This window comes from Spiroplasma endosymbiont of Dilophus febrilis (assembly GCF_964030685.1).
GTDB lineage: Bacteria > Bacillota_I > Bacilli_A > Mycoplasmatales > Nriv7 > Nriv7.
Genome location: NZ_OZ034912.1, coordinates 637,104 through 650,099, shown reverse-complemented (window position 1 = coordinate 650,099; position 12,996 = coordinate 637,104). Strand labels below are relative to the sequence as shown.

Below are 12,996 nucleotides of genomic sequence, written 5' to 3'. Positions count from 1 at the left end.
TCAAATCTTTACCCACCTAACAAAACTTTATGCGCCCTACGAGCACTTTATGTTAAGGATAGCAATTATCGCCTAAATTAGGTAAAATATACTAGTAGTTAATTAAATAATAATTTCTTAAAGTTATTAAAAATTCTTATATCTAATATTTGTAGATAGACAATAATTAAATGAATTATTAAAATAGTTAAAGATAGAAAGGAAGAAATTAATTAATGACAGATATAAAAAATATTAAGAAAGATTTTCCCTTTTTTCAGAAAAATAAAAATATTGTTTATTTAGATAATAGTGCTACTAGTTTAAAACCACAATGTGTTATTGACAATATTATTAATTATTATTTAAAATATTCTACTAATCCTCATAATACTGATTTTTTACTAGCCTATGATTGTAATGAGAATATTCAAAAAATTCGTAAACTAGTTGCTGAATTTATTAATGGTAAGGATAGTGAGATTATCTTTATTCCTTCAACTACTTTTGGATTAAATCAATTGGCTTTAGGGTTAGAAACATTGATTTCTAAGGATGATGAGATTTTATTAACAATGGCTGAACATAGTTCTAATTTATTACCTTGGTATCGTTTAGCAAAAACTAAACAAGCAAAGATTAAATATATTGGTTTGGAAGATTTAACGATTACTATTACTAATATTAAAAAATTATTAACACCGAAAACTAAAATTGTTAGTTTTGCAAATATAAGTAATGTTTTAGGAATTGTTAATGATACTAAAGCGATTTGTCAAGCAATTAAACAATATAATCCTAACATTATTGTTATTATTGATGGTGCTCAATCAGTTGGTCATATTAAAACTGATGTTCAAGATTGAGATATTGATTTTTTAGTATTTTCTGGTCATAAGATGTTAGGACCAACGGGTATTGGTATTTTATGAGGAAAAAATATGATGTTATCTAAATTAGCACCAATGTTATTAGGCGGCGGTAATAATGGTATTATTAATGAGAATGGAACATATTCTTTACTACAAGGATATATGAGTTTTGAATCAGGAACGCAAAATATTGCTGGTATTTTTGGTTTACAAGAAGCGATTAAGTATTTACAAAATATTGGTTTAGAAACAATTCATAATCATATTACTAGTTTAAAAGATTATGCTGTTAATGAAATACGAAGGGAAAATTTAAATGTAACAATTTATAATCCTAATGCTAAAAGTGGCATTTTAGTTTTTAATGTTAATAATGTTGTTGCCCACGATGTATCAGTTAATTTAGCTAATAACCACAATATTTGTCTTCGCAGTGGTAGTCATTGTGCTAGTTTAATTGATCAAGTACTTGGTGTTAAAAGTTCATTACGAGCTAGTTTTTATATTTATAATACTAAAGAAGATGTTGATAAATTAATTATCGCATTAAAAACAGGAGGTAATTTTATTGATGATTTCTTATAATGAATGAAGAAAGATAATTATTAATCATTATCAAAATCCTCAGTATCAAGGTTTTATTAAACATAACCAAGCAATTGAGCGATTGCAACCTAATTTAAGTTGTGCTGATCAGTTAAATTTACAGTTAGTAGTTATCAATGATGTTATTGTCTCAGCTCGGTTTATGGGTTATGCTTGTGCAATTGCAACTTCTAGTGCTGACTTGATTTGTCAAACTATTACTAATAAATCAAAATATCAAGCAATAGCAATTTTAAATAATTATTCATTAATGATTAATATTAAAGATTATGATAGTGATATTTTAGAAGACTTAATTGTATTTGCTCATACTAAAAAGCAACCAAATCGTAAGCAGTGCTCATTATTAGCAAGTAGTGGATTTTTAATGATGTTATAATAAATTATAAGGAGGTGCTTAGATGTTTGATAAACATTTATTACGAAAATCAGCTTTAAAAGTAAGATTAGCAATGGTAAAAGATGATAAAGAACAATATGATCAAAAAATTATTAATTTTATTACTAATAATGACGATTTTCAAAAAGCAAAAATAATTGGTTTATTTTCACCTATTAGGGGAGAAGTTAATGTTAATCTTTTAATTAGTTTTTGTTTTAATAATGACAAGATTGTTGGGTTACCAAGAATGCAAGATGATAATTCTTTATTATTTTATCAAATTACTAGTTTTGATGATTTAGTAATTGATAATAATTACAATATTTTACAACCTAATTTGCAATGTAAAATGTTAATGACTTCGGAAATTAATATTTGTTTCTTACCGTTTTTAGCGTATGATAGTAGCGGCGCTAGGGTTGGTTATGGGAAAGGATATTATGACCGAACTTTAGTAGATTTTAAAAATCCAATTATTGGAATTGGTTATAGTTGACAAAAAACTATAGAAGAAATAACAGTTGATAAAAATGATATTTTAATGCATCAAGTAATAACGGAAATTGGAATTGAAAAATTTTAATTTTTAAAGATATTTATATTTTTTATAAAAAGTAAATTTTTTGCAAATAAAAATGAATATTTATTTTTCTCAATGTTATAATTAGGTATCATGTGAATATATGAAAATATTTACTGAAATCAAAGGAGAGATTTTATGTATAAAAAAGGTGACATTGTTGAAGCAAAGTGTACTGCTGTTTTACCATGAGGTGTATTTTATGTTATTGAAAACATCGTTGATAACGTTAATGAAGACAGTACTTCTTCACAGTCAAAGCCAGAGCGAGTAACTGGGATGTGTCATATTAGTCAGTTTTCTGATGGATATGTTAAAGATATTAATGAATTTGCAGAAGTTGAAAAAGTTTATCGCTTAGAAGTGTTAAATTTTGATGTTGATAAAAAGCAACTAAGTTTAAGTCATAAAGCACTTCATAAAGAAGAACAAAATCGTGGGTCCGTACATATTAAAGAATCAGGAGCAGGATTTGAAGATTTATCTAATAACTTATCGCAATGAATTGATAATAGTGAACAAATCAGTGAAAGTGACGAATAATAGATGATTAAAACAAATATTAGTTATACACACTTAACAGATCAAGAACTTAATAAATATCAAGATAAAATTCATTCAATTCATAAAACAATGATTACTGAAAGGAAAGGTCTTGGCAGTAATTTTTTAGGTTGAGTTGATTTGCCAAAAAATTATAATAAAACTGAATGAGAGGCGATGAAAGTCATTGCTAAACGATTAATTCCTGAAATTCAAGTTTTAATTGTTATTGGTATTGGTGGTTCTTATTTAGGCGCTAAAGCAGCTATTGATATGATTAAAGGATTATATTCCCAAGATTCATTAGAAATAATATTTGTTGGTAATACATTATCATCAACATATACTAATCAAGTTTTAGAATATGTTAAGGATAAAGAATTTGCTATTAATGTTATTTCTAAATCCGGAAGTACAACCGAACCAGCGATTGCTTTTCGTCTTTTTAGAGATTTATTAGAGAAACAAAAAGGTAAAGCAATTGCTAAAACAAGGATTATTGCTACGACTGATGCTAAAAATGGGATTTTAAAAAACTTAGCAAATCAAGAAGGTTATGAAACTTTAGTTATTCCTGATGATATTGGTGGTAGATTTTCAGTATTAACGCCTGTTGGTATTTTTGTAATGGCAATGGCCGGAATTGATATTGATAAGGTTATGCTGGGAGCTAATCAAGCATATACAGATTTAAGTAATGATACTTTAGAAAATCAAGCATATAAATATGCTGTTGTGCGAACAATATTACATCAAGAAAAGCAATATCCTGTAGAAATGTTAGTTAGTTATGAAAGTCAGATGTCTAGTTTGGCTGAATGATGAAAACAGTTATTTGGTGAATCAGAAGGAAAAGATAGTAAAGGAATTTTACCTGCTAGTGTTAATTTTTCTACTGATTTACATTCCTTAGGACAATTTATTCAAGAGGGAAGTAAAGTTTTATTTGAAACAGTTTTACAAGTTAAAAAGCCCTCTTTGGATGTTAAAATTGCTACTAATAGTGATGATGTAGATCAATTGAATTATTTAACTAATTATTCTTTACATCAAATTAATGCTTTAGCTTTAGAAGGAACAATTGATGCGCATAGTAATGAGGGGAAAGTTCCTAATATTATTTTAGAGTTAGAAACAATGGATGAAATAATGTTTGGTTACTTAGTGTACTTTTTCTTTAAAGCTTGTGCAATGAGTGCTTATTTACTAGAAGTTAATCCTTTTAATCAACCGGGTGTTGAAGTATATAAGAAAAAAATGTTTAAGTTATTAGGTAAGAGTTAATAATTAAAGGATTATTTAATTATTAACTAATTAATACTTTAAAATTATTATTATATTTAGGATTTTTAAAGATAAAATAATTGACAATGGGCGCATAAAGTTTTGTTAGGTGGGTAAAGATTTGAATAATTTTGAAAGAAAAGCAACTAAAAATTTATTACCTTTTTACTTGAAAAATAATTAATAAAACAAAATATTTAATATTAACAAACATATTCTTAATAAAAGGTTATAAAAACTAAGTAAAATGCTTATAAAAACAACATTAAAATAATTTTTTACAACAAAAATCATACATAAGAAATATATACTTAATTTGCATATTGAAATAATTTATAGTAAATGACTATTTTTTCTTTTTTAAAAAATACCTAAGAAAACTAAACGCGACCATTGACAATGAGAATGTTTTTTTATATTATTATAAAGTCCTAAATTAAATGGGTTGTTAGCTCAGCTGGGAGAGCACTCGCCTTACAAGCGAGCGGTCGGCGGTTCAATCCCGTCACAACCCACCATTTGCTGGCTTAGCTCAGCAGGTAGAGCAACCGCCTTGTAAGCGGTAGGTCGTAGGTTCAATTCCTATAGCCAGCACCATAAATTATTTGGAGGGATAGTGAAGTGGCTAAACACGGTTGGCTGTAAACCAACTCCTTAGGGTTCGGGGGTTCGAATCCCTCTCCCTCCACCATAATGTTGGGGTGTAGCCAAGTGGTAAGGCAAAGGACTTTGACTCCTTGATGCGGTGGTTCAAATCCACCCTCCCCAGCCAAATTTAATATGCTCCGTTAGCTCAGTCGGTAGAGCATCTGGCTTTTAACCAGAGGGTCGCAAGTTCGAGCCTTGCACGGGGTACCATTAGTGCCTAAGTGGTGGAACTGGTAGACACGCTGGGTTTAAGCTCCAGTAAACGGTTAAAGTTTGTGTCGGTTCGAGTCCGACCTTAGGTACCATAAAGAAAATTAAAGCAGAATATTCTGCTTTTTTTATTTTGTTTTTCTTGTAATTTGGGCGCATAAAGTTTTCTTAGGTAGGAAAATATTTGAATAAGTATTAAGGCAGTCAGTAATGATTGTCTTTTTATTTTATAAGGTGTTAAAAATTTGTTCTTTGAAAATTAAATACAAGTGAATTAATAATGTTGGTATGTATTAAAGCACGATAAATTGTGGGTGGTCGCCATAACTAAAAGAAGTTTACCAGTTAATAGATAACACCCTATTAGCTATAGCAATTTGTTTCGTTTTGCAATAAAAAAATGAATGGGTGGATTTCCTAAAAATATACACGCTATTAAATTAGTTCCAAGGGTAGGATGCGGATGTTAAAGTGTAGAAATTTCTAAATAGGGGTATGCTAAGTTTAAAATTATTAAAATATTTATCTAATTAAAAAAACAAAATTTAATAACAAAGCTTGTTAAACACTTAAATCTGCGATATATAAGTGTTTAAAAAACTAAGTTAGTTAACTTAGTTAATATAACTTAGTTTATCTATAAGAAAGGTAATTTATTATGAAAAACATTGAAAACATTTTCTTAAATACTAAAAAATATCTCTTAAAAGAAACGCAAAACGCAATGCTTATTAAAGCACCAAAAATACCGTGATTTAATGAACAAATCGGCATTTGGTTTCCAAAACGATTTGTTTATAAAGGAAAATACGAAAATTCAATTTGTATTGGAATAATAAAAGATAGTAAATATCAAGTAATCTCAATTAATCAAAAAGAAAAAGAAACCAAATTAATTAAGGGACAAGAATTATTAGGCTTCTTCATTGCCGAAAAAGAAAACAACAAAAAAGATATAAATTATAACTATTTTAAAGGAGATTAAAAATGAATATTGCGATTGGAATAATATTTATTATCATTTGCATAATGCTATTGGCATATTTTGCTTATAAAATTTATGCCAAAATAAAAATGCGAATTAAATATAAAAATGCCATTAAAAATAATACTGGTAATTTTACAAAAGACGAAAAAGTATTTATTGCCCGCTTTGAAGAATGAGTTAAAGCTCCTAATTCAAAAGAAAATAATGAGAATAAAAAATAATGTTTTGAAAAATTATTATGGAATTTTTAGAACTGTTTGTTCCGATAGAAAAAATGCCTGCACAAGTTGCTTTTATTGCCGGATTAATTATTATCATTACTTTTCTTTTCGCGTTAATTTCAATTATGTATTTACCAATAAAAATGATTTTTGGGAGATAAAAAATGACAGTAAATTTAAAAGAATTTAATTGAGAACAAATTAAACAAACTTTCTGAGATTTATTTATTCAAATTACAACTATTCCCGCTCATATTAGTGGTGGTAAAGAAATTGATTTAACCCAAGAAACACTTTGACTTTTAATAGCAAACATTGCTTTTTGATTATTAACAGCGATTATGGTGTGATTTATTCTAATGCTACTTTGGAAAACCATATCAGTATTTAGATAGAGACAAAAGTAATGTCGCGGAGTTACATTGTGATGCATTCACAAAGAAATTCAAAATTAATTAGGAAAAAATACAATCATGTTAAGGTTAACCGCGGTTTTAACAAATTTAAGAAAAACTTTAAATATAAATGTGAATGTTTTAAAAAGAAAGGGGGTGATTATATGATTGGAACTTTCTTGGCCGATACACCAGCAGTAACAAAAATAACAGCTAGTGACGCGATGACCAAATTGTGAAATGCGATTATAACAGCGTTTACTAAAATGTGAGAAATTATTGCTGTTAATATGCCACAAGTCGGTAACTTCTTTGCTGACTACTGAATCTTCATTTTTCCATTTATTTTGGCAATATTCTTTATTTGCTTTAAAATGTTTGAAAAACTACTTGGAGCAGTACGCTAATAAAAAAATAAAGTGAGGTGCAAGATGAAATTTTGCAAATGAATAATAGAAAAAAATAACCATTTTATTGAATTAAATCGCACCTCATTTTTAATTTTATGACATTGGGGAGCAATTTGATATATTTACAACGGTTATTTTAAAAACATTGTAAGCTATTTATTTTTAGCAGGTTGTATTTTAATTTTTCTTTTTAAAATAAGTAATTTAACACAAATTAACAAAGTTATTAATTTCTTAAAAAACTCACCATTAAATATTGTGATTGGTTCATTAGGAACTGGAAAAACCGCTTTTCTAGCGTACGCATCAAAATTACTAAAAAAGAAAAAATATCACATCGCCTCAACATTTCCATTACTAAAAACCCAAAAATTAAGTTTAGGACATATGGGATTATTAGACTTTGATTATCCGGTATTGCCAGACAAAACATTACTGCTATGAGATGAAACCAATTTATTTTTAGAAGGAACCGATTGAGAAAAAAATAATACCAAAAACGAAGAAACCGGTATTCAAGAATATTTCGCTCTGGCACGCCATTTTGGTCATATTGTGCTTGCTAGCGGTCAAAGAGATAAACATATTTGAGTTAAAGTTCGTGATATTGCCAATAATGTGATTGTGGGAATTCGTAAAAAACCAGTTAATATTTTTCGCCCCTACTTAAAAGTCATCTATGGTACCTTTACGAGCATTGAAGAATATGAACGCTGACGAAACACCTTAATTGATGCAAAAAATAGCAAAAAAGGTCGCCGTATTAAATATCGTGATATTCCTGAACTTGATATTTATTTTTTTAAATTAAAAATTCCTTTACCAATACTTAACACTTACAATTCTTTTTACCTAGCGTTTTTAAGAGATTACTTAAATTCAAAAGTAAATCCTGACTATGAAGACAAATACTATAATGACACAGCAATTGATTTAGAAGACTTAGAATACTTAAAAATGGATAAATTTAGCAAATTTTTAAGAAAAATGAAAGAAAAGGAATAATAAAAAATGGAAAATCTCGCAAAAATGGCCGACTTTCTCGCCCAAATGCTTTATAAAGTTTTTGATTTAATTTGAAGTCTTGAAGTGCCGGGAACAAATATTCAACTAATATTTCCTTTATTCTTAACACTGGCTGTAGAATTTCTTATGGCAATTATTCTTGGATTTGGTAGTCAACAAGTTAATTTAGAAAAACAACGCCAATATGCTGTTAAAAATAAGGGGCGTTTAAGTGTGTGAGGAAAAGCTAAAAAACAAATAAAACCAATAAAAACAAAACAAGGTAACTAAAAATGTTTAAACTAATTATTATTTTTATCTTAATAACTGTGCTTGGGTTATTAGCTGGTAGTCATTTTGAAACTTTAACGAACTATATTAGCGAAGGTCTTGCTAATTTCCAAAAATTTATTACCAGCAATTTAACAATTTTAGAACTGTTTAAACCAATGGCACGAACATTTTCGCAACACCCAATTTTTACTATTCTTGGCGTCACTTGTGTACTTGTTGCTTTATTTATTGTGATTAAAGGTAGGTAAAAAATGAAGAAATGAACTAAAAAACAAGAATTAAAAAAATAGAGAATGACAAATTAGAAAGACAAAGAAAGGAATTAATAGTTAATTATGTTAAATTCTAATTTATTAAATAAAATTAATGTTAATGATGAATGATATACACAGGAATATGCTGTTAAACCAATTTTAGAATTTTTAAAACCTAATAGTACTATTTTATGCCCTTTTGATAAAATTGATAGTAAATTTGTATGTGTTTTAGAAAGAAATGGGCATAAAGTTTGGAATAGTCATATTGATGATGGAATTGATTTCTTTAATTACATTAAAAGTGATGTGGATAGATATGATTATATTATTTCTAACCCTCCGTTTAGTAAAAGAAAGCAAGTAATAGAACATTTATTTAATTTGGGCAAACCGTTTGCGATGTTAATACCATTAGTAAGTATTGCATTAAAACCAATTAGAGAAAAAATAGATCAGTGTGAGTTATTAGTTTTTGATAAAAGAATAAAATTTATTACTTATAATGGTATAGTTTGCAAAAATCCACCAAGTGAAACTGCTTATATTTGTCATAATGTTTTGCCTAAGCAAATTGTTTGTAGAAAATTAAAGGAGTTTAAAAATGAAAGAAAAAATGCCATTAAAATTAAGAATTAAAAATTCTTTTAAAAAGCAGTGGTTAAAAATAGTGTTAAGTATCATTTTTATCTTTATAAGCTTATTAATTTGTGCATTAACAGTAAGCGATGCTAAATGAATAACTGGAACAAGTGACGAATTTAATAATTTTATGAGTGAAGAAATGGTTAAATTCTTTGGCAAGTTCAATAGTGGTATTATGCTCGCAGGAATATTTGTTTTTTGATGAGGCGGAGCAATATATTTTGCACTTAAATTTGAAAAATTAATTCGCTTGATTGTTCAGAAAATTAAAGCAAAAAGAGCCTTGAAAAATGAAATCAAACAAACTCATTAATTCTTTAAAAAAATATTGATGAATAATACTTAATTACATTATATTCATATCTTTAAATATAGTTTTATTATTACATACAGATATTGAAAATTTGCAACAATTTATTAAAAATTTTGGAGCAATTGGTAAGTTAATGATTATAGGTTATTCATTAGTATGAGTAACCATAACAGAAATAGCAAACTGCTTAATTCGTTTTATATTAAAAAAGATTAAAGCTAAAAGAATAATGAAAAATAAAATATTTTAAAAAGGAGCGATAAAAATGTTTATGAAAATATTTACCGTGTTAATTATTAGTTTCAATAACATTTTTACCATTCCACAAAACATTAATAATGACAAATCAACAGCACAATCACTAATTAGAAGTAAAAGGCAAAATAATGAATCATACGAATTAAACTTAAAAAAATCAAAATTAACACTTAAATCATCAAAAGATGATAACAGCAAGTGAAATCAAAAATGAGAAATAAAAGTTAATGTAGAAAATGAATTTATTCCCAAAAACTTGCCTCCACGAATGAAACTTAATGATTGAGAATTTTATGTTGACAAAAATGACAAGATCACACTGCCAATATTAAAATCATTAGAATATGATTTAAATTGAGAAAAAAACAGTGAACCAAGATATTGAGAAAATAAAGATTTTTTATCATATCAAAATAAAAAATTAAAAAACATAAAAATGAAAGTACAAGAATGAGATAAAAATGAAAGATATGCCAAATGAAAAATATTAGAATTTAACGCACAATCAGAAATTAAACCCTCGACTGATATTGATTTACCAGAAAAAACCACCAAATTTGATGGCAACTATAACTATAACGATGTTGTTGATAATCTTGATTACTTAATGATTCACCGTGGTGATTTTGATAAATTTAATTACTCGTATCTCTATTGAACGCCCGTATTTAATTTCATTGACACCCTAGAAAAAGGTTATTACAAAGAATTTACGATTAAAAATTATGGCTTTAAAAACGAGAGCTATTTTTATCATAAAACTTCTAGTGATAAAAATGTAGTAAATGAGAATGTTTTGAAAATTAAGGCATTTAACAAAACTCTAATTGCTGGAAATAAGTATTTACAATTGCTACACGGTGAAAATGAAATCTGAAAATATGGCACTACGAATTCTAACGATTATTACCTAATTAAATATCTTTTTGGTACCTTAAATTACCTCAATGTTAGATTTAGTTTTCTACGCTATGACCCCGATTTAAAAAATGATATTTACCTATATTTTAAAAACAACATTCCTAGTATTAACAATAGCGATTACAAAAATGTTTTTAACGAAATCTATGAAATTCTTGGCAATTTCTTTGCTAGTTTATTTTATGCGACTTTTGATATGGACGAAAAAACTCATACCGAAATTGATTTTAAGGGTGTAGAAAACTATAAGAAGGATTACTTTATTCAAATCGGTTTCTTTTATCGTTCATTAATTACCTTTTATCCCAAAAAATACTTAGTAAATATTATAGGAAACTCAGAATTATTACTAAGAAGTTATTTCTTTACTTTTGACAAAAAAATGCACCAAGATAATTACAATGCTATTAACAACACCAATAGCATTTATCAAATTGATTTTAATGTCCTTAAATCTTATGATAATAAACTCATTGCCTTGCCAACCAACAAAACCGCTAACAGTATTAATTATCTAAATACCGATATTGATATTCGCTATGGTATTAACATTTTTACCTTAACTTTTCCACTTTATCACAAAGGGAATATCTCTAACTACAATTTTAAAATTTATGACTTTAATGTATTAAATTCAACAGCCTTTATCCCTGATGGCTCAAATAACAGTGAATGAGACGATTTAATTCCACCAGCAAATTGCAAATATTCTGGACGATGAATACCAACCTTTAATGATATTGGTTGTGCCATTCAAAATGCTGGTATCAAAATGATAAACTGAATACTCACAGCTTCACAAATCATCACGATTTTGCGACCGTTAGCAATTATTGCAAAAGCAACAGTTAACTTTTCAACCGCCATTTTTCCAGTTTTTAAAACGGTACCAGCTTTTTACTATACCTTTCAATTTTTAATCGGTTTTGCCATTTTTCTAATGATATTAAGAATTTTTGTATAATTATATATATATTAGACTTGGTAGGGCGCATAAAGTTTTGTTAGGTGGGTAAAGATTTGAATAATTTTGAAAGAAAAGCAACTAAAAATTTATTACCTTTTTACTTGAAAAATAATTAATAAAACAAAATATTTAATATTAACAAACATATTCTTAATAAAAGGTTATAAAAACTAAGTAAAATGCTTATAAAAACAACATTAAAATAATTTTTTACAACAAAAATCATACATAAGAAATATATACTTAATTTGCATATTGAAATAATTTATAGTAAATGACTATTTTTTCTTTTTTAAAAAATACCTAAGAAAACTAAACGCGACCACTTGGTACATAGCCTTTAATTTTATCTACTATTTTGATAATATTATTTCCTAGGTGAAGCACAAATGTTAGATAAATACAAAGATAAAAATGAATTTTATAGTCTAATATACATAAAATGTTATAGTTATGTACCAAGTCTATTGAAAAAATAAAATGAAGGAGTTAAATTTATGAAAATTTTAAATATAATAGCTCTTTTGGGGCTGACAACATTGCCAATAGTCGGGTGTTCTAAAAAAGAAAATAAACCAATATTACAAATTAAGAATGAGTCATACGACTTAAACTTAAAAAAATCAAAATTAACACTTAAATCATCAAAAGATGACAACAGCAAGTGAAATCAAAAATGAGAAATAAAAGTTAATGTAGAAAATGAATTTATGCCCAAAAACTTGCCTCCGCGAATGAAACTTAATGATTGAGAATTTTATGTTGATAAAAATGACAAGATTACAATACCGATATTAAAATCATTAGAATATGATTTAAATTGAGAAAAAAACAGTGAACCAAGATATTGAGAAAATAAAAATTTTTTATCATATCAAAATAAAAAATTAAAAAACATAAAAATGAAAGTACAAGAATGAGATAAAAATGAAAGATATGCCAAATGAAAAATATTAGAATTTAAAACTGAATTTAATTAAAATAATTAAACTGTTAAAATCGCTACCCCAAAATGTAGCTTTATATGACGATACTGCTCTTAAACAATTTTTTCATTTTTTCTATTTTGACAAAATAAAAAAGCAGTATTTAAATTTAAATACTGCTTTAGTAAAAATATTTTTAATCTTAATTTAAATAATTAACAAATATATTAAAATTAAAATTTGAAGTTAGGTTATTCTACATAACACATATAAGAAATATTTTTCTCTTTTAATT

The 12,996-nt window shown here is 26.8% G+C and carries 17 protein-coding genes and 6 tRNA genes; all 23 read left to right on the top strand.

What is annotated here, in order from left to right:
- The first annotated feature begins 215 nt into the window (after positions 1 to 215).
- The 23 genes from AAHF53_RS03540 to AAHF53_RS03430 all read left to right on the top strand — a co-directional run bounded on the left by AAHF53_RS03540 (position 216) and on the right by AAHF53_RS03430 (position 12,755).
- Positions 216 to 1,436, top strand: a complete 1,221-nt coding sequence (locus AAHF53_RS03540) for an aminotransferase class V-fold PLP-dependent enzyme (RefSeq protein WP_342189484.1) — start codon at positions 216 to 218, stop codon at positions 1,434 to 1,436.
- The gene (locus AAHF53_RS03535) at positions 1,423 to 1,836 is read left to right on the top strand and encodes an iron-sulfur cluster assembly scaffold protein (protein WP_338968971.1); all 414 of its coding nucleotides are present in this window, start codon (positions 1,423 to 1,425) and stop codon (positions 1,834 to 1,836) included. The genes AAHF53_RS03540 and AAHF53_RS03535 overlap by 14 nt, the downstream gene beginning before the upstream one ends.
- A gap of 22 nt (positions 1,837 to 1,858) precedes the next feature.
- On the top strand, positions 1,859 to 2,422 hold the full coding sequence (locus tag AAHF53_RS03530; RefSeq protein WP_338968866.1) for a 5-formyltetrahydrofolate cyclo-ligase: 564 nt from the start codon (positions 1,859 to 1,861) through the stop codon (positions 2,420 to 2,422).
- 135 nt (positions 2,423 to 2,557) lie between these two features.
- Positions 2,558 to 2,962: a S1 RNA-binding domain-containing protein gene (locus tag AAHF53_RS03525; RefSeq protein ID WP_338968865.1), complete on the top strand. Its 405-nt coding sequence runs from the start codon at positions 2,558 to 2,560 to the stop codon at positions 2,960 to 2,962.
- A gap of 3 nt (positions 2,963 to 2,965) precedes the next feature.
- The gene (locus AAHF53_RS03520; RefSeq protein ID WP_342189483.1) at positions 2,966 to 4,246 is read left to right on the top strand and encodes a glucose-6-phosphate isomerase; all 1,281 of its coding nucleotides are present in this window, start codon (positions 2,966 to 2,968) and stop codon (positions 4,244 to 4,246) included.
- A gap of 442 nt (positions 4,247 to 4,688) precedes the next feature.
- Positions 4,689 to 4,764, top strand: a tRNA-Val gene (locus tag AAHF53_RS03515).
- Positions 4,765 to 4,767: 3 nt separating this feature from the next.
- Positions 4,768 to 4,843 (top strand) — tRNA-Thr (locus AAHF53_RS03510).
- 10 nt (positions 4,844 to 4,853) lie between these two features.
- A tRNA-Tyr gene (locus AAHF53_RS03505) sits at positions 4,854 to 4,937 on the top strand.
- Between the two features lie 6 nt (positions 4,938 to 4,943).
- Positions 4,944 to 5,018 (top strand) — tRNA-Gln (locus tag AAHF53_RS03500).
- Positions 5,019 to 5,028: 10 nt separating this feature from the next.
- Positions 5,029 to 5,104 (top strand) — tRNA-Lys (locus tag AAHF53_RS03495).
- 5 nt (positions 5,105 to 5,109) lie between these two features.
- Positions 5,110 to 5,199, top strand: a tRNA-Leu gene (locus AAHF53_RS03490).
- Positions 5,200 to 5,762: 563 nt separating this feature from the next.
- The gene (locus AAHF53_RS03485; RefSeq protein WP_338967683.1) at positions 5,763 to 6,089 is read left to right on the top strand and encodes a hypothetical protein; all 327 of its coding nucleotides are present in this window, start codon (positions 5,763 to 5,765) and stop codon (positions 6,087 to 6,089) included.
- A gap of 2 nt (positions 6,090 to 6,091) precedes the next feature.
- Entirely contained in the window at positions 6,092 to 6,313 is a 222-nt protein-coding gene (locus tag AAHF53_RS03480) for a hypothetical protein (RefSeq protein ID WP_342189410.1), read from the top strand.
- Positions 6,313 to 6,474, top strand: coding sequence for a hypothetical protein (locus AAHF53_RS03475; protein WP_339023857.1), 162 nt, complete (start codon positions 6,313 to 6,315; stop codon positions 6,472 to 6,474). The genes AAHF53_RS03480 and AAHF53_RS03475 overlap by 1 nt, the downstream gene beginning before the upstream one ends.
- Positions 6,475 to 6,477: 3 nt before the next feature.
- Complete coding sequence (locus AAHF53_RS03470; protein ID WP_338967679.1) at positions 6,478 to 6,708, top strand: hypothetical protein; 231 nt, start codon at positions 6,478 to 6,480, stop codon at positions 6,706 to 6,708.
- A 164-nt stretch (positions 6,709 to 6,872) separates the two neighbouring features.
- Entirely contained in the window at positions 6,873 to 7,115 is a 243-nt protein-coding gene (locus AAHF53_RS03465) for a hypothetical protein (protein WP_338967677.1), read from the top strand.
- A 24-nt stretch (positions 7,116 to 7,139) separates the two neighbouring features.
- Positions 7,140 to 8,123, top strand: coding sequence for a hypothetical protein (locus tag AAHF53_RS03460; protein WP_338967675.1), 984 nt, complete (start codon positions 7,140 to 7,142; stop codon positions 8,121 to 8,123).
- A 6-nt stretch (positions 8,124 to 8,129) separates the two neighbouring features.
- Complete coding sequence (locus AAHF53_RS03455) at positions 8,130 to 8,414, top strand: hypothetical protein (RefSeq protein WP_338967674.1); 285 nt, start codon at positions 8,130 to 8,132, stop codon at positions 8,412 to 8,414.
- Positions 8,415 to 8,416: 2 nt separating this feature from the next.
- On the top strand, positions 8,417 to 8,665 hold the full coding sequence (locus AAHF53_RS03450) for a hypothetical protein (RefSeq protein ID WP_338968622.1): 249 nt from the start codon (positions 8,417 to 8,419) through the stop codon (positions 8,663 to 8,665).
- Positions 8,666 to 8,752: 87 nt separating this feature from the next.
- Positions 8,753 to 9,310 (top strand): hypothetical protein, encoded by a 558-nt coding sequence (locus AAHF53_RS03445; RefSeq protein ID WP_338967670.1) that lies wholly within the window; start codon positions 8,753 to 8,755, stop codon positions 9,308 to 9,310.
- Positions 9,276 to 9,629, top strand: coding sequence for a hypothetical protein (locus tag AAHF53_RS03440; protein WP_338967669.1), 354 nt, complete (start codon positions 9,276 to 9,278; stop codon positions 9,627 to 9,629). The genes AAHF53_RS03445 and AAHF53_RS03440 overlap by 35 nt, the downstream gene beginning before the upstream one ends.
- A 265-nt stretch (positions 9,630 to 9,894) precedes the next feature.
- Positions 9,895 to 11,772: a hypothetical protein gene (locus tag AAHF53_RS03435; RefSeq protein WP_342189409.1), complete on the top strand. Its 1,878-nt coding sequence runs from the start codon at positions 9,895 to 9,897 to the stop codon at positions 11,770 to 11,772.
- 500 nt (positions 11,773 to 12,272) lie between these two features.
- Entirely contained in the window at positions 12,273 to 12,755 is a 483-nt protein-coding gene (locus AAHF53_RS03430) for a hypothetical protein (protein ID WP_338967666.1), read from the top strand.
- Positions 12,756 to 12,996 lie beyond the last annotated feature (241 nt).